The sequence below is a fragment of the Commensalibacter intestini A911 genome, assembly GCF_000231445.1.
In the GTDB taxonomy this organism is placed as follows: Bacteria; Pseudomonadota; Alphaproteobacteria; order Acetobacterales; family Acetobacteraceae; genus Commensalibacter; species Commensalibacter intestini.
The window spans coordinates 60,882-77,429 of record NZ_AGFR01000003.1; the positions used below are offsets into that span (position 1 = coordinate 60,882).

Annotated in this window: 16 protein-coding genes; 6 read left to right on the forward strand and 10 right to left on the reverse strand. The window is 36.8% G+C overall.

What is annotated here, in order from left to right; all coding sequences use genetic code 11:
- Positions 1-293: 293 nt before the first annotated feature.
- Positions 294-2,177 (forward strand): ribonucleoside-diphosphate reductase subunit alpha, encoded by a 1,884-nt coding sequence (locus CIN_RS00655; RefSeq protein ID WP_245527814.1) that lies wholly within the window; start codon positions 294-296, stop codon positions 2,175-2,177.
- A gap of 116 nt (positions 2,178-2,293) precedes the next feature.
- Complete coding sequence (locus CIN_RS00660; RefSeq protein ID WP_008853120.1) at positions 2,294-3,133, forward strand: aldo/keto reductase; 840 nt, start codon at positions 2,294-2,296, stop codon at positions 3,131-3,133.
- 56 nt (positions 3,134-3,189) lie between these two features.
- On the opposite strand, the gene CIN_RS00665 is transcribed toward CIN_RS00660, so the two are convergent.
- Both CIN_RS00665 and CIN_RS00670 read right to left on the reverse strand, forming a co-directional pair.
- A complete protein-coding gene (locus tag CIN_RS00665; protein WP_008853121.1) occupies positions 3,190-4,158 on the reverse strand; it encodes a ribonucleotide-diphosphate reductase subunit beta in 969 nt (322 codons plus the stop codon).
- A gap of 337 nt (positions 4,159-4,495) precedes the next feature.
- Positions 4,496-5,296, reverse strand: coding sequence for a tRNA1(Val) (adenine(37)-N6)-methyltransferase (locus CIN_RS00670; RefSeq protein WP_050798294.1), 801 nt, complete (start codon positions 5,294-5,296; stop codon positions 4,496-4,498).
- A gap of 191 nt (positions 5,297-5,487) precedes the next feature.
- On the opposite strand from CIN_RS00670, the gene CIN_RS00675 reads away from it, so the two are divergent.
- On the forward strand, positions 5,488-6,492 hold the full coding sequence (locus CIN_RS00675) for a polyprenyl synthetase family protein (RefSeq protein ID WP_008853123.1): 1,005 nt from the start codon (positions 5,488-5,490) through the stop codon (positions 6,490-6,492).
- On the opposite strand, the gene murI is transcribed toward CIN_RS00675, so the two are convergent.
- Together murI and CIN_RS00685 are read right to left on the reverse strand one after the other, a co-directional pair.
- Positions 6,489-7,310, reverse strand: a complete 822-nt coding sequence (murI, locus tag CIN_RS00680; RefSeq protein ID WP_008853124.1) for a glutamate racemase — start codon at positions 7,308-7,310, stop codon at positions 6,489-6,491. The genes CIN_RS00675 and murI overlap by 4 nt on opposite strands.
- A gap of 20 nt (positions 7,311-7,330) precedes the next feature.
- Positions 7,331-8,041, reverse strand: a complete 711-nt coding sequence (locus tag CIN_RS00685) for an orotate phosphoribosyltransferase (protein ID WP_050798339.1) — start codon at positions 8,039-8,041, stop codon at positions 7,331-7,333.
- Between the two features lie 262 nt (positions 8,042-8,303).
- On the opposite strand from CIN_RS00685, the gene CIN_RS00690 reads away from it, so the two are divergent.
- Entirely contained in the window at positions 8,304-8,567 is a 264-nt protein-coding gene (locus tag CIN_RS00690; protein ID WP_040363639.1) for a hypothetical protein, read from the forward strand.
- 23 nt (positions 8,568-8,590) lie between these two features.
- Here the strand turns inward: CIN_RS00690 and CIN_RS00695 are convergent, their stop codons facing one another.
- The 4 genes from CIN_RS00695 to CIN_RS00710 all read right to left on the reverse strand — a co-directional run bounded on the left by CIN_RS00695 (position 8,591) and on the right by CIN_RS00710 (position 11,607).
- Positions 8,591-9,919 (reverse strand): citrate synthase, encoded by a 1,329-nt coding sequence (locus CIN_RS00695; RefSeq protein WP_008853126.1) that lies wholly within the window; start codon positions 9,917-9,919, stop codon positions 8,591-8,593.
- Positions 9,920-10,026: 107 nt separating this feature from the next.
- Positions 10,027-10,539, reverse strand: coding sequence for a SixA phosphatase family protein (locus CIN_RS00700; protein WP_008853127.1), 513 nt, complete (start codon positions 10,537-10,539; stop codon positions 10,027-10,029).
- Positions 10,539-10,856, reverse strand: a complete 318-nt coding sequence (locus CIN_RS00705) for a chorismate mutase (protein WP_008853128.1) — start codon at positions 10,854-10,856, stop codon at positions 10,539-10,541. Before CIN_RS00705 ends, CIN_RS00700 begins: the two co-directional genes overlap by 1 nt.
- 55 nt (positions 10,857-10,911) lie before the next feature.
- Positions 10,912-11,607, reverse strand: a complete 696-nt coding sequence (locus tag CIN_RS00710; RefSeq protein ID WP_008853129.1) for a metallophosphoesterase — start codon at positions 11,605-11,607, stop codon at positions 10,912-10,914.
- A 161-nt stretch (positions 11,608-11,768) separates the two neighbouring features.
- Here CIN_RS00710 and CIN_RS00715 point away from each other — a divergent pair, with 161 nt between their 5' ends.
- Entirely contained in the window at positions 11,769-13,289 is a 1,521-nt protein-coding gene (locus CIN_RS00715) for an acetyl-CoA hydrolase/transferase family protein (RefSeq protein WP_008853130.1), read from the forward strand.
- 2 nt (positions 13,290-13,291) lie between these two features.
- Here the strand turns inward: CIN_RS00715 and CIN_RS00720 are convergent, their stop codons facing one another.
- Together CIN_RS00720 and CIN_RS00725 are read right to left on the reverse strand one after the other, a co-directional pair.
- Entirely contained in the window at positions 13,292-14,707 is a 1,416-nt protein-coding gene (locus CIN_RS00720; protein ID WP_008853131.1) for a glucosyltransferase domain-containing protein, read from the reverse strand.
- A gap of 43 nt (positions 14,708-14,750) precedes the next feature.
- Positions 14,751-15,368, reverse strand: a complete 618-nt coding sequence (locus tag CIN_RS00725) for a hypothetical protein (RefSeq protein ID WP_008853132.1) — start codon at positions 15,366-15,368, stop codon at positions 14,751-14,753.
- 174 nt (positions 15,369-15,542) lie between these two features.
- On the opposite strand from CIN_RS00725, the gene ispH reads away from it, so the two are divergent.
- Complete coding sequence (gene ispH, locus CIN_RS00730) at positions 15,543-16,538, forward strand: 4-hydroxy-3-methylbut-2-enyl diphosphate reductase (protein WP_008853133.1); 996 nt, start codon at positions 15,543-15,545, stop codon at positions 16,536-16,538.
- Positions 16,539-16,548 lie beyond the last annotated feature (10 nt).

The window sequence follows — 16,548 nt, forward strand, 5'->3', positions numbered from 1 at the left end:
GTTATACATAATGGAGACAGCTCTTGTTTTATCGTAATCGTAGATCAAATTTAACCTGTGTAGCGATTACACACGAACAAAAATATTTTCTGTCAAGACTATTGTTCTGTTGATTTTGTATCATCATATAGGTATGTATATTCCTTAAATATACTATATATAGAAAATAACTATTTCATTGAACAATTTATGGTGTATCTTTTAGGGATATCAAACCCCTAAGCCTTTAATCTTGTTTTACGAGGATATGAGTCGTGAGCCCAGTTGATGTACTTGAAAAAAAACCTTCTACTATTGCTAAAAGTAAAGTCGAACAGCCAAATTTAGATTTTACCGATACATTAGCAGGAAATGTCCAGCTTTACGGGCATTATCAGGTAAGGCTCAACCATTCTCGTGATGATTTGTTGACCCCATTTGGAAAAGCGACATTGGATGATCGCTATTTGATGGAAGGCGAATCTTATCAAGATTTATTTGCTCGCGTTGCTTCTTATTACGGTAGTGATGCAGCGCACGCTCAGCGTTTATATGATTATATGTCTCAACATTGGTTTATGCCTGCGACACCTGTGTTATCGAATGGTGGAACGTCTCGTGGCTTACCAATTTCTTGTTTCTTAAATGAAGCAGAAGATAGTCTGAAAGGGATTGTTGAGCTTTGGAACGAAAATGTTTGGTTAGCATCTCGCGGTGGTGGGATTGGTTCCTATTGGGGAAATCTTCGTTCTATTGGTGAAAATGTAAAGCGTAATGGTAAAACTTCTGGGGTAATTCCATTCATTCGCGTGATGGATAGTTTAACATTGGCGATCAGCCAAGGGTCTTTGCGTCGTGGATCTGCTGCAGTTTACTTACCGATTTGGCATCCTGAAATCGAAGAATTTATTGAATTACGCAGACCAACTGGTGGTGATCCTAATCGTAAAGCATTGAACTTACATCATGGTGTCTTGGTTTCTGATGCGTTTATGCGTGCCGTAGAGAAAAACGAAGAATGGGCGTTATTGTCTCCGAAAGATCAATCTGTGATTCGTACCGTTTCAGCACGTTCTTTATGGATTAGACTCCTAACCACTCGGATTGAACAGGGCGAACCATATATTGTTTATTCAGATACTGTAAATAATGCACGTCCAGAGCATCATAAACTTGCAGGGTTGGAAGTAAAAACTTCTAATCTTTGTGCAGAAATTACATTGCCTACAGGCATTGATCATAAGGGCAAAGAAAGAACAGCTGTTTGTTGTTTATCTTCTTTGAATCTAGAGTATTGGGATCAATGGTCTAAAGAGCCTCAATTTATTCCAGACGTAATGTTGTTCTTAGATAATGTCTTACAAGATTTTATTGATAATGCACCAGATGAAATGGAACGTGCTCGTTATGCAGCAATGCAAGAGCGTTCCGTCGGCATGGGCGTGATGGGATTCCATTCGTTTCTGCAAGCGAAGAATATTCCTTTTGAAAGTGCGATGGCGAAAGTTTGGAATACGAAAATGTTTAAGCATATTCGCGAGCAAGCTGACGTCGCTTCTGTTTTATTGGCGAACGAAAGAGGACCATGTCCTGATGCCAAAGATTATGGTATTAATGAACGCTTTTCTAATAAAATGGCGATTGCTCCAACAGCATCGATTTCTATTATTGCTGGAAATGCAAGTCCAGGGATTGAACCTATTAATGCAAATGTTTTCTTACAGAAAACATTGTCAGGATCTTTTACAGTTCGTAATCGTCATTTGCGTAAATTATTACAAACTAAAGGGCAAGATACGGATGAGGTCTGGTCTTCTATTACCTTGAACAAAGGGAGCGTGCAGCATTTAGAGTTTTTAACTCAAGATGAAAAAGATGTGTTTAAAACAGCATTTGAACTCGATCAACGTTGGATTATTGAACACGCAGCAGATCGCTCTCCATTCATTTGTCAGTCACAGTCTATTAATTTGTTTGTGCCAGCCAATATTCATAAACGTGATTTACATCAAATCCATTATCAAGCATGGAAAAAAGGTGTTAAATCTTTGTATTATTGCCGTTCGCTATCTTTACAACGTGCTGATGATGTCAGTAACGTTGCAGTTAAGGCAGATATTTTGTCTCCGATTACGCCATCAACGCCGATTGATAATACAACAACGACTGATTATGAAGAATGTTTAGCTTGTCAGTAAAAATTTAACTATTGGTAATTTTTTAGAAAACCCTTATCTTTAAAAGAAGATGAGGGTTTTTATTTATGCTCATACACTGCGTGGCTATAAAATAAATAGAATAGAAAGGATATAAAATGACGGCTATTCCTACGCTTCGGTTGAATAACGGAACGATTATTCCTGCTGTTGGATTTGGTACTTATAAGCTCAATGGCAGAGAAGGTGTGAAAGATATCGTTAGAGCGATTCATAATGGGTATCATTTTTTAGATTCTGCATTTAATTATGAAAATGAAGGTGCAGTCGGAGAGGCTATTCGTCAAAGTGGTTTGTCGAGAGATAAGATCCAAGTGACCTCAAAACTTCCTGGACGTCATCATCAATATGATCAAGCATTGGTAACTATTGAAGAATCTTTATATAGAGCCCAGTTGGATTATTATGATTTTTATTTGGTTCACTGGCCAAATCCGATTACAGGAAAATATGTAGAAGCATGGCAAGCACTGATTGAAGCTCGTAAAAGAGGAATGGTTAAAGCAATTGGTGTGTGTAACTTCTTACCCGAGCATTTGGATACTATTATCAAAGAAACAGGTGTAACACCTTGTTTAAATCAAGTAGAGCTGCATCCTTACTTCGCACAAGAAACACAACGTGCATATAATAAAAAACTTGGGATTGTAACACAATCTTGGAGCCCACTAGGCAGAGCTAATCATATTTTACAAGAGCATGTTTTATTGGAAATTTCTGAACGTTATAAAAAGTCTATTGCTCAGGTTATTTTGCGTTGGCACACACAATTAGGAGCGATGCCGATCCCTAAAGCAACGTCTGATGCGCGACAAAAAGAAAATCTTGCAATATTTGATTTTGAATTAACACAAGCAGATATGGATAAAATTAAAACACTTAGTAAACCAGATGGGCGAACAAAAGATCAAGATCCATCTCGATATGAAGAGTTCTAATGTTAAATAGATAATAATAAAAAGAGGTTAGATTTTCTAACCTCTTTTTATTTGGCTTATTCTGCTAAAATCATGTCTTCGAAAGCGTCTTCCCATGTGCCTTCTGTTGCAGCACGGCTATATTCTGTAGAACGATTTTCAAAGAAGTTGGTATGTTCGACAGCATTCAACATTTCATCCATCCAAGGGAGAGGATTCTTATCAATATCATAAAGCGTATCGACACCGAGTTGTGTTAAACGACGATTAGCAATGAAACGAATATATTGTTTAACAGTTGCAGCATCTAAACCTTCGATATCTCCCATTTCAAATGCGAGATCAATAAATGCATCTTCGTGTTCAACAATTGTTCCGCAGATATCGCGTAATTCATGTTGGAATTCAGGTGTCCATAAATATGGGTTTTCTTGAATGAAGGTGCGGAATAGTTTGATAATTGATAAGCAATGGAGTGTTTCATCACGAACAGACCATGAAACAATTTGTCCCATTCCTTTGAGCTTATTAAAGCGTGGGAAATTCATTAAAATTGCAAAAGTTGCAAATAGTTGTAATCCTTCGGTAAAGGCACCGAAAACAGCCATTGTTTTAGCTATTTCATAAGGGTTATCAACGGTGAAATTTTGCATATAATCATATTTATCTTTCATCGCCTTATAGTTTAAGAACGCAGAATATTCGACTTCTGGCATTCCAATAGTATCTAAAAGATAACTATATGCAGCAATATGAACAGTTTCGATATTAGAGAATGCAGAAAGCATCATCAGGACTTCGATGGGTTTAAAGACCTGACTATAATATTTCATATAAACATTATTGACCTCGACGTCTGATTGAGTGAAGAAACGGAAAATTTGAGTAATCAAATGTCTTTCAGATTCATTGAGTTTTTTGTGCCAATCTTTGACGTCTTCAGCCAAAGGAACTTCTTCTGGGATCCAGTGAAGGCGTTGTTGAGTTGACCATGCATCATATGCCCATGGATAATGAAATGGCTTATAAACAGGGTTATAGGTCATTAAATTATGTGGCTTTTGAGTATCTTTCGTGTCGTTGCTCAACGAACTTCTCCTTGGTAAATAGTGCTGATGATGAAGAGTAGTCATTCATCAGAAAAAACAATCTAAGTATGTGCAATTTATAGAAAAATGCTTTGGTAGAAAGTTATGAGTTGTTGGATAGATATTGTATATATGGTGTATAAAAAAATGTAAATATACTATATGTAGTTTTTAAGGGAGATATTAAAAATATTTATATATTGTTTTGAGGGCGTGATTTTTATCCCAATAACAAGCTTAGGATTGTACAATAAATGATTATATGAATGGATATCAAGTAGAATTTCTTCAGCCATTAAGAAAGTAAATGAAGTCTCTGGCCGTCTCTAAGAACATGATTGGCACCTGTAGAAAATTCTCCATTTTCATTATGTAATACCAAACCAGGAGCAACATGACTGCCTCCAGTAGAGCCCATGCGTCCTTGAAGTAAAATAATACGTGCGGGACGATTCACTTTTGGCCATAAAGGAAATAAAGTAATCGATCCGAATTTATAAGAATGCATGATTGCGCTAGCCTCTGCGTGTAGAGATGCAGAGAGTGCTAGGGTTAATGTTCCGCCTTGGCGCAATGGTCGACTGAGAGAATAGATCCATTCATCAAGAAAACCTTTGGGGAGTCTTTTGGCTAAATCCTTTTTTGGATCAGGGGAAGGAGAGGTATTATGAGAATGCCAAGGTGGGTTGGCAAAGACATGATCCACATGTTCTTGTCCTTTTGGTAAGAATTCAAAAGGACGTTTTGGAAGTTTTGGAAGGGTTACTTCAATGGCTTTTAAACCATGCATTTGATTAAGGTGAAAATTTTCGTTTGCCAAACTTAGCATTTCTGGATTTTTTTCAAAACCGATTCCCGTAATATTGGGTACTCGATAGTGCAAACACATTAATCCAGCCCCAGCGCCACAGCCTCCTTCAATAATGGTTTGTCCTGTTTTTGCTGGAACAGAGGCCGCCATTAAGATGGGTTCAAGTGCAGTTCTGTAACCTTCTTGATATTGCCTATAAAAAATCTTTCCCTCAAGAAGCGTTCCATCAGATGTATTTTTTGATTTATGGTGTATAAGAGAAGGAGTAGAAGACGGCAATTGCATAAATCACGGACCATAAGATGTTTTAACAAAAGAAAATGTATTCTAGCTTAATAATAAGTGAAGTGTTAATGATAAAAATGTTCTATAGTCTTGTTTTCGGATGAAATAAGAATATTTTCAGTGTTACACATAGTCGGTTGGAATTGAAAGTAACAATTCTATAAAAAGGTAGAGAGTAAGAACCCACTTCCATGGATAAAGAAGAGCCGTTACAAAAATTATTAAATTACTTAGCTGACGATATGGAGCTTTGTAATCGCGTTATTATGGATAGAATGCAAAGCTCTGTGGATTTGGTTTCACAGTTAGCTGCTCATTTGATAGTCGCAGGCGGTAAACGATTGCGTCCGTTATTGACATTGGCCTCTGCAAGATTATGTGGGTATGAAGAACAACCTCATGACACAATGCCACGTCATGTTCGTTTGGCAACCTGTATTGAATTCTTACATACGGCAACTTTGCTTCATGATGATGTTGTAGATGAAAGTATGTTACGCCGTGGTACGGACAGTGCCAATGTGGTCTTTGGAAATGCAGCCTCTGTATTGGGTGGAGATTTCTTGTTCTCTAGAGCTTTTCAAATTATGACAGAAGATGGCTCTTTGGAAGTTATGCGAATTATCTCTCAAGCATCAGCAACGATCGCGGAGGGAGAGTTGCTGCAAATGACAACGCAAAATGATTTATCTACATCGATTGCACGTTATTACGAAGTGATTCATGGAAAAACAGCGGCATTATTCGCAGCCTCTTGTCGAGTCGGTGCAATTGTTGCAGAGCGCTCTGTTCAAGATGAGGAAGCTCTTGAAGCTTATGGTATGAATTTAGGAATGGCTTTTCAACTTGTTGATGATGCTTTGGATTATTCAGCGAAGCAAGAGGAGCTAGGGAAAACGGTTGGTGATGATTTTCGTGAAGGAAAAATCACTTATCCTATTTTGATTGCTTACCAAAAAGCTGATGCGGAAGAAAAGAAATTTTGGGAACGTGTGATTGAAGCTGGTGACCAAAACGAACAAGACTTACAGCACGCATTGTCTTTAATTCACAAACACCAAGCGTTAGAAGCAACATTGCAAGAAGCAATGTCCTTTGCAAATAAAGCATGTGATGCTATTCGTCATTTCCCAGAAGGGGAATTACACAGTTTATTTGAAGAAACAGCCAAATATACTGTGAATCGTCACTTTTAAGAAGGGAAGTGGACGCGTTCTGTATATCCCATTGGAGTAATTTGTTTTAATAATGCCTTATCTTCTTGAGGTAAGGCTGTATAATAAAAATTATTTTGTTTGGGTGTGTTAATATGGAATGTAATTTCTTGTTGCAAAATTAGATCTAATGCATGTTTTGCTACAGCATTAGCAGGGTCAAGCCATTGGATATTGCGTGGTGAGAGACTTTGTAAGTGTGGTAACACAAACGTATAATGTGTACAGCCTAAACACACCGTATCAATTTGTGCTGCGTGAGGCATTTGCAAGAGGTTATTGATTTCTTGCTCAATATCTTTTGGATCATAGGTTTCTTGGCGAAAAACTTGTTCCGCGATTTTCGCCAATATTGGCGAACCATAACCAATTAATTGACAATCTGCGGCAAATTGCTCTTTTAAACTTTTTAGGTAAGGGCGTTGAACTGTTGCACGCGTTGCAAGGAGCCCAATATGTTTTGTTTGACTAATCCGTGCTGCCCAACGAATAGGAGGGACACAACCAACAAAAGTCGTATTTGGATAATGTTCTCTTAAAGCTTCTAAAGCAATGGTGCTGGCTGTATTACAAGCAATAATCACCAAATCAGGTTCTAGCCTATCAATCGCAATACCAATCAAATGAACGATTCTTTGAATTAAAAAGGCGTCTTCTTGCTCACCATAAGGGAAGATTAAATTATCTTCTAGGTAATCGATGGATAGATTCAAAGATGTATTGAGACTCTGTTGTTGGAGGCTTTGGACAATTCCAAGTCCCCCAATACCAGAATCAAATGCAAGAATATGATATGGCATGTCGATGATAAAATGATGAATTACAAACGAGATTGCTTATAAGCAAGCGCTTCTTGTTCGTTGCTAACACCACCATGTTTAGCAGACCAAGCGCAAGGATCTTCTAGGAAGCGTCTAATTTCAGAAGTGTCGCCATTAGAAAAATATGGATATTCAGAGCTAACTTCTAAGATATCCCACCATGTGCAAAGAGAATGGAGGGTAATCCCAATTTCACTTAATGTTTGATAAGCACTTGAAAATACGCCATAGAAAAAGACAACAAAAGCATGATCAACAATTGCACCGGCTTCACGTAAAGCTTTAGCAAAACCAATTTTTGACATCCCATCTGTGGTTAAATCTTCAACCAACAAAGTGCGCATATTTTCAGGAACATCGCCTTCGATTTGCGCATTCCGTCCAAACCCTTTTGGTTTTTTACGAACATAAGCCATAGGGGTCATCATACGATCAGCAAACCATGCTGCGAAAGGAATCCCTGCGGTTTCACCACCAACAACAGCATCAAAAGATTCGTAACCTACATGACGGCAGATTTTTTCCACACCTAATTCGATAATTTTTGCTCTTGCTCTAGGGAAGAAAATAATTTTGCGGCAATCAATATATACAGGAGATTTCCAACCAGCAGTTAAAAGATAAGGATCATTTGGACGATAATTTACAGCTTTAATTTCAAGTAATAATCTTGCTGTGATTAAAGCAGCATCACGATCCCATTCTGTCATACGAGGAGAGCGAGGTTGTTTTCTTGGGGAAGAAGAAGAGATAGTTGTTTGAGACATAATTCGTGCCTTAGTTTAATAAAAAGCTTATTTTGTGATGTTATGCCTTTTATATATGGTTTTTTATAAAAAATCAGTAATTATCGTGTCAAAAATGTCAAAATTAGTAAAGAATAATCCATAGTATGTCATAAGTGACTTTACTAGAATGCTATTGCTTCTTATTCTTAGCTGATTATTGCTAATTTATAGATGGGAACAGCTTGTGGCTATTCAGACAAATAATATACAACGTCGTTGTGAACGCTCTGTTATTACGGCTTATCAAGAGTTAAAATCTGCTGGCATAGACGAGGTTCAGATTTTTCAAAGTTGTACGAATCTATACCGAATCTATCATCCAGAATCCTCGATAACAGAAGCACGCCTTCTGGTTTCCGAATGGATTGATCATCATTTTTATAGCAACTCGATAGGCATAACCCGTGGATGCGATTGCCCTGATACTTCAGGAAGCTTAAATCATTAATTTAAACTTCCTGGTATTATGATTTAATTATGTTTAGCGCCTTTTAAATCACGTTCTTCTGGGCCAGTGTAAAGTTGGCGTGGACGATAGATTCTGCGTAAAGGATCGTTAAACGCTTCTTTCCATTGACTGACCCAGCCAACGGTACGAGCAACAGCGAATAATGCTGTAAACATGTTTTCAGGAATTCCTAATGCTTTAAAAATAATTCCTGAATAGAAATCAACATTAGGATAGAGCTTACGTTGTACAAAATAATCATCTTGTAATGCGTATTTTTCTAACTCCATTGCGAGTTCTAATAATGGGTCATGTTCGCCCAGTTCAGCTAAGACTTCATCACAAGTTCTTTTCATAATGCTGGCACGAGGATCAAAGTTTTTATAAACACGATGTCCAAAGCCCATTAATCGAACATCACTATTTTTATCTTTGACCTTTGCGATAAACTCAGGAATATTTTCCTTTGATCCAATAGAACGGAGCATTTTTAAAACAGCTTCATTTGCCCCACCATGTGCAGGTCCCCATAACGCTGCAATTCCAGCAGCAATACATGCAAATGGATGTGCTCCTGTTGATCCTGTCAAACGTACCGTAGAGGTCGAAGCATTTTGTTCATGATCAGCATGCAGAATAAGAATGCGGTCTAATGCACGACTAAAAATAGGATTGACTTTGTAGGGGGCATCAGGGCGAGCAAAGAGCATATTCAGAAAATTTTCTGAATATGAATAGTCTGCTCTTGGATAAACAAAGGGTTCGCCACGTGAATATTTATAAGCCCAAGCCGCGATTGTCGGAATTTTTGCAATTAAATGTACTGCCGAAACATCACGACTTTCTTCGTTGGAGGTATCAGTACCTTCTGGATAGAAAGCAGACAAACCGGCAACTGTTCCACAAAGGATAGACATCGGATGTGCATCTCGACGGAATCCATTGAAGAAGTTACGGATTTGTTCGTGTAATAAGGACTTTTCTTCTAGTCGATTCACGAATTCATTATACTCATGTCGTGTTGGCAAATTGCCGTACAAAAGTAAGAAAGCAATTTCTGGAAATGTTGAATGCTCAGCAAGTTGTGCAATGGGATATCCACGATAAAGTAAAATGCCTTTGTCACCATCAATAAAAGTAATTTTACTTTCACAAGATGCTGTTGTACCCAATCCAGGATCAAAGGTAAATAAATCTAAATCATTTTGTAGATTACGAATGTCAATGACATTATTTCCCGTACTGCCTGATAAAACAGGCAACTTAGAAGTTTTACCTTTATAAGTGACCTTTACACACCCTTCGTCTTGAGGAGGACTAAAAGATGGAGTGGATGGTGTGGATTGTGTCATACACTTACTCCTGAAAAAATGTACAATAAAATTGATATGTTTATTACAGTGAATATAACAAAAAAAAGAAAGATAGCTTGTCACGTCTATGCGAGGCGGACAAGTTTTTATTCGTGGTAAGAGATTAGTGTTCCTTGGTGCCAGCGTATATCAGACCAACTTTTACAATAAAATTGGAATTCAGCCAAAGCACAAGTTGGAAAGGATACTGATAAAGCATCAATTGTTTGATCTTGAGCAGATTGATTTCTTGATAATAAATCATAGGCAAATTGATGCAATCCAGGATTATGCCCAATCAGCAAAATAGATTTTGCATGTTGAACTTGCTGAATTTGCATTAATAGTGTTTCTGGATCACAAAGATAGAGTTCTTTATCTGTAATGATTTGAGTTTGTTTTAAGTCAAGATTGAGATATTTCAAAGTCTCGCGCGTGCGTAATGCTTCACTACAAAGGATTGTATTAATGGAAGAGGTTCTCTGTTTTAGAAGAAGACCTTTTTCGATTGCCTGTTGTTGCCCTCTTGATGTTAAAGGGCGATCAAAATCGGTATTTGCTTGATCGCTTGCTTTACCATGTCTTAAAATAAAAAGGGTTAATGGAGCATTTGAAGACATTAATTTTTATCTTGTTGCTCAGCAATTGCCTTGTGATGTTGAATGACTTCTTTAATAATAAAATTAAGAAATTTTTCTGCAAAATCAGGGTTTAAACGTGCAGATTGAGCCATTTCACGTAAGCGAGCAATTTGTTGTGATTCTCTTTGAGGATCAGCTGCGGGCAAGTGATAAGCAGCTTTGAGTTCTCCAACAGTTTGAGTTAAGCGAAAACGTTCTGCTAAAATATGAATTAAGGCATTATCAATATTATCAATACTTTGGCGAAGGTTTTGTAGTTGTTCTAAAACTTCTGTAGAAGAAGGCGAAGAGCTCATTCGATGTGATCCTTTTTTAAATAGAAATAAAAGAATAAAATATAATTAATGATGTTTATAAAGTGATATCAACCCAAGATAAATGTCCGCCTTTACTGGCACCAGTATCCATAAAAATAGCGGTCCCACCAGAGTATCCTTTGCGAACCCAAGGTCTACCATCCGTAGAGCGACAATCGTGTCCACAATATAACGTATATCCTTCAGGGATATGATTAACCCATTTTAATCGACGGACAGGATAGCCACTTTTATACATTTTATTACTGGTTTCACCGTATAATGCTCGGGATAAGAGTGGGTTAATATGTGCTAATGGATTTGCAGGAGGCTCTTCAGTTAACATTCTGGTATGAAACCCAGCATGAACAAAAATTAATTTATTAAGTACAATCCACGCAGGTGCTTGCTCTAATGCGTGAATAATTTTCTCTGGCAAGTCTTTGTCAGGGTGGCTGTGTATCTGTTCTATAGTTTCGTTAAGTGCATTATCTGTACGGGGTTTTAACCCTTTTAAAACCATTCCTAATTTACGGTCATGGTTGCCAATGATGAATACCCCTCTTTTTTCTTCAATGACTTGTAACATTAGCGCCATAACTTTTGCGCTATCTGCACCATAATCAACTAAATCGCCTAATTGTATAATAAAATGGTTTGTATGTACAGCATGACGGAAGGCGTGCCAATCACCATGCACGTCGCCAATAATACGTAAAGATTTAGGTTTAGAAGAAAATAAATTAGACATAGTAAGTTATTTTAAACATAAAGTTTAAAATTTGCATCATATATTTCTAAAAAGGACAGAGGGAAATTATTTGTCTGATTTTGTATTATTTATTTTTCTTTTTTTCTTTATGTAAAAACAAACAAGTTATATATAAAAAGCATAAGATTAAGGGGAGCATTATGCATCAGGATAAACGTATTCATCATGTAGGACTACAACGTAAATTATGTGGCGCAGAAGAGGCCGCACAATGGATTCATCATGGTGATACGGTCGGAGCTAGTGGTTTTACAGGTTCTGGTTATCCTAAAGCGGTTCCTATGGCGTTGGCTGATCGAATACAGCAAGCTCATGATGACGGTAAACTATTCCAAATACAGTTATTAACAGGAGCTTCAACAGGCCCAGAGTTAGACGGTGCATTGGCTAAAGTGAATGGTGTTTCTTATCGTGCTCCTTTTAATACTGACCCGAATATGCGCCAACGCATTAATGCAGGGGATACAAATTATTTAGATATGCATCTTAGTCATGTTGCACCTTTATTTCGTAGTGGTGCTTTGGGTGATATGGATGTTGCGATTATAGAAGTCTCTGCCATTCGTGAAGATGGTACCTTAATTGCCTCTACAGCGGTGGGTAATAATCAATTATGGTTAGATAGTGCTAAAAAAGTTATTTTAGAAGTTAATGACTGGCAATGTCGTGAACTAGAAAGCATGCATGATATTTGGGAAGTATCCTCGACATTCCCTCATCAGATTATTCCTATTGTTAATGTTTCTGATCGAATTGGAAAGCATTATATGAGCGTTGATTTGGACAAGGTCGTTGCCGTTGTTAAAACACATGCGTCAGATCGCAATGCGCCGTTTAGTCCATCTGATGATAATGCTCGTGCAATTGCGGGGCATTTATTAGAATTTTTTGATTATGAAATTAAAAAAGGAAAAATGCCATCTCAACTATTACCGTTACAATCTGGGATTGGGAATGTCGCAAACGCGGTAATGGAAGCGTTGAATGAAGGTCATTTTGAGAATCTCTGTGCTTATACTGAGGTCATTCAAGATGGAATGCTGACGATGCTGGAAGATGGAAAAATGAGCAGTGCATCCGCAACAGCGTTTTCATTGAGTCCAGAGAAAGCAAAATATTTTAATGAAAACATTGGGATATTTTTAAATAAAATTGTCTTGAGGTCTCAAGAAATCAGTAATCATCCAGAGGTTATTCGTCGTATTGGATGTATTGCAATGAATGGTGCTATTGAGGCAGATATTTTTGGCAATGTTAACTCTACCCATATTATGGGGACTAGAATGATGAATGGTATTGGAGGGTCTGGTGATTTTGCAAGAAATGCTTATCTTTCAATCTTTATGACCCCTTCTTTGGCAAAAGGAGGAAATATTTCTTCTATTGTTCCGATGATTTCTCGGGTAGATCATATTTCTCAAGATGTACAAGTCATTGTTACAGAGCAAGGTCTAGCCGATTTAAGAGGACTATCACCCAGAAGTCGTGCTCAAGTGATTATCGAGAATTGTGCACATCCTACTTATAGACCATTACTAAAAGAATATTATAGACTAGGCCTAGAGAATGTTTCTATGCAAACGCCTCATTTGTTAAAAGAGGCGCTTTCTTGGCATGATCAATTTGTTGCCACGGGTAGCATGTTATCAGAATTAAAGTAATTTTATAGGCAAATAATTACTTTCTGATTAATAATATGTATGGAATCTTTTTGTGGCCATATAGAGGATTTTATACATTGATTGTGGTCGTTTTGGTTTGCTGGAACAAAATTAAACAAGTTTCCAGTATAGGTATAAAAGATACCTCTAAAGGCCCAGTCTGCGCTTTTTAGACGTTGATGGTTATCAACAATTGTAACTTCTTTTTTGTCCTCATCATTAATTTGTAATAAGGCAATAGTGATATTTGAGGATAACCAACGATCTTGTTCATTTTTAAGGTGTAACTTATATAGAAAAGCATTAGAAATAATGATCGAGAATATAATTATACTTGTGGCAAAAGTATAATTTATAATTTTAATCACTGTATTATTGCATACGTAGAGAAATGCAATACCATAGCAAAACGCCATCCCTATTATTGATCTTGCTGTAGGGGCCCATATTTTAATAATAGAAATAGGAAGTAGCGTGATGATGATAGATGCAAAAACAGCTAGTAGAAAAAGTAAAGATCGTATTAATGACTGTTTGCGATAAGATATTGCAAATATTGTTATATTTATGGCTATAAGCAATCCTATTTTTTTTAGAATAATCTGATTTTTAGTTAAAGCATCTAATGCAAAGGAAGTAATAACGGTATGAATTCTATCTAGGAAACCTTGTAATGTTATTAGACCTACTCTAGGGTCCCAGTTATTCAGGCCTGCGGCATTTTTTGTAGATGCATATAAAATTGCATAAAGTGTTATGCCGATTATGATGGGTAAATATAGACGACATAAATTATATTTAGAATAATTTTTATAGTGAATTAGTGTATAAAAAATACTCCAAATAATAGCAATTGGCACGCAAGATTGGTAAGAACCACAAACTAGAGTAAGAGAAACAGATGCAATTATCAAATCTTTTATTGAAGAAAACTCTAGGAATTGTTTAGAGTAATAGAAAAAAAATGTTAAAAATAAAAAAGAAAAAGTGTAGTCGATGACTGTTCCATGGTAGGCAGCCATTGTGCTAAAAATGGGATTGCTAATGATAATAGCTGTTGAAAGAATAAATGAAATAAGGAAATTGTTTTTATTTGTTAAGTAATATACGAAGTACGTCGTGCATATAGAGAAGGATGCAAAGAAAAGGACTTCAAAAGCAAATCCTGATGATGTTAAAGAAATATTTAACTGATTAAAGATAAAAGAAATTGCCCCCTGAATAAAACGGCCTTGTTGTAGAAAAAAGGCCAGAGGAATTTTTTGAACGTTATATAGGTAATCATCAGGAGTATATGCAGAAAAGAAGGTTCTTCCATAACATAGAATAGAGATTATGAAACATGTAATAAACGAGATTATTATATTTGTACGTTCTTTAAATTGATTCAATGTTAATTGGAAAAACTCTTTATGCATTTTTTATTTTCAACTTGTTGAATATAATGGATTTAAAATGAAATTAATAACTTTTATATTGAACAGGTCTAAAATGATCACGATTAAATGCTAGTTGTTCTGGTGATAGTTGGAAACCAATAAAGAGCTCATACCCATCTGGGACGCGGTCTAATGTTGATGGGATTTTGAGTAATATTTTATCAGATTTTAAAGTCACTTGATCGATATTATCTGGGAAATTAACATCAGCAACAAATTGTTGTTTATCTGTAATTTGTCCATTTCTAATTGTTGTAATAAAATATGGAATTTTATAGTGACGATCTTGTGCAGCAGGGCCACGGGATACTTGAATAACAACATTCATAGTGGTATCAATTTTATCTGTTACCTCTTTATGACGTTTTCTTTTTTGTTTATTATCTTCATTTTTAGGGTCGTCAATACAGTTTCCTTCGACTCCTAAAATGCTGGCTCTAGTAACTAAATGTGCTAGATCATCTTCATTATTTGAGAATTGATAAGCATCAGAGGCAGATGGCAGAACGGTTGCTTTTGGGCAAGCCGGAGGAAAATCGTAGGTTTCTTTTGCATTACATCCCAACAGGAAAAGGCTAGCACTCATTGGAACGAACAAAGATTTTAACGGTGATTGACGAAGAACGTTTGAAAGAATCATATTTTTTCTGCCATTATAGATAATAAAGATCACTAGGTTTGCATAACATAAAGCAAAATGATTAAATGTGGAATATACTCTATATTTAAATTCTAATGTGAAATGGTATCTTGCTTACGTGTCAAACTATAAATATATAGTATACAATATTTTTATCATTTGTTTGGGAAAGTTATGCCTAGTCAAAATTTAGATACTGCTAAGACGCATTCTCGTGCATTAAAACTCTTGTTGGCTGGGCCTCGTGGGTTTTGTGCGGGTGTTGATCGTGCCATTCGTGTGGTTGAAGAAGCATTGCGCAGGTATGGTGCTCCTGTTTATGTACGTCATGAAATTGTCCATAATAGAACGGTTGTTGAAAATCTAGAAAAACAAGGTGCTATTTTTGTTGAGGAACTTGATGAAGTTCCTGAAGATGCACATGTTGTTTTTTCTGCACATGGTGTGCCAAAAACGGTTCCACTTGAGGCAGAACGTCGTAATTTGCTATATCTTGATGCGACTTGTCCGTTGGTATCTAAGGTTCATAGAGAGGCAGAGCGTCATTTCGCTAATGGTGGAGAGAATGCTCGTCATATTTTAATGATTGGTCATGCTGGGCATCCTGAGGTTGTTGGAACCATGGGGCAATTGCCTGTTGGTGCTGTAACTTTAATTAATGATGCAGATGAAGCCAGAGCAGTACAGCCAGAAAATCCTGACCGGTTGGCTTTTATTACGCAAACAACACTTTCTGTGGATGATACCAGAGAGATTGTTGATATTCTTCGTGAACGTTTCCCACAAATTGAAGGGCCAAAACGTGAAGATATTTGTTATGCAACGACGAATCGTCAGGATGCAGTCAAAAAAATCGCTGCTGAATGTGATTTAGTATTGGTGATTGGCTCTCCTAATTCTTCGAACTCTCAGCGTTTACGTGAAGTAGCAGAACGTTCTGGTGCCCCTAAAGCATTATTAATTCCAAAATTGCAGGATCTTGACTGGAGTGCATTGGACGGTGTGAATGTATTAGGGATTACGGCAGGTGCGTCTGCTCCTGAAACGTTAGTTCAAGAAATTATTGAAGCATTATCTAAGCGTTTTAGCCTTGATATTGAGGAACGGATTGTAAAAGAAGAACATGTTACGTTCAGCTTGCCCGCACCTTTAGGACAACAAGAAGCGTAGGTCTTTATTA

Coding starts and splice junctions, on each gene's coding strand:
- CIN_RS00660 (WP_008853120.1), top strand. CDS start 2,294: ATGACGGCTATTCCTACGCTTCGGTTGAATAACGGAACGATTATTCCT.
- CIN_RS00665 (WP_008853121.1), bottom strand. CDS start 4,158: ATGACCTATAACCCTGTTTATAAGCCATTTCATTATCCATGGGCATAT.
- CIN_RS00670 (WP_050798294.1), bottom strand. CDS start 5,296: ATGCAATTGCCGTCTTCTACTCCTTCTCTTATACACCATAAATCAAAA.
- CIN_RS00675 (WP_008853123.1), top strand. CDS start 5,488: ATGGATAAAGAAGAGCCGTTACAAAAATTATTAAATTACTTAGCTGAC.
- murI (WP_008853124.1), bottom strand. CDS start 7,310: ATGCCATATCATATTCTTGCATTTGATTCTGGTATTGGGGGACTTGGA.
- CIN_RS00685 (WP_050798339.1), bottom strand. CDS start 8,041: ATGACAGAATGGGATCGTGATGCTGCTTTAATCACAGCAAGATTATTA.
- CIN_RS00695 (WP_008853126.1), bottom strand. CDS start 9,919: ATGACACAATCCACACCATCCACTCCATCTTTTAGTCCTCCTCAAGAC.
- CIN_RS00700 (WP_008853127.1), bottom strand. CDS start 10,539: ATGTCTTCAAATGCTCCATTAACCCTTTTTATTTTAAGACATGGTAAA.
- CIN_RS00705 (WP_008853128.1), bottom strand. CDS start 10,856: ATGAGCTCTTCGCCTTCTTCTACAGAAGTTTTAGAACAACTACAAAAC.
- CIN_RS00710 (WP_008853129.1), bottom strand. CDS start 11,607: ATGTCTAATTTATTTTCTTCTAAACCTAAATCTTTACGTATTATTGGC.
- CIN_RS00715 (WP_008853130.1), top strand. CDS start 11,769: ATGCATCAGGATAAACGTATTCATCATGTAGGACTACAACGTAAATTA.
- CIN_RS00720 (WP_008853131.1), bottom strand. CDS start 14,707: ATGCATAAAGAGTTTTTCCAATTAACATTGAATCAATTTAAAGAACGT.
- CIN_RS00725 (WP_008853132.1), bottom strand. CDS start 15,368: ATGATTCTTTCAAACGTTCTTCGTCAATCACCGTTAAAATCTTTGTTC.
- ispH (WP_008853133.1), top strand. CDS start 15,543: ATGCCTAGTCAAAATTTAGATACTGCTAAGACGCATTCTCGTGCATTA.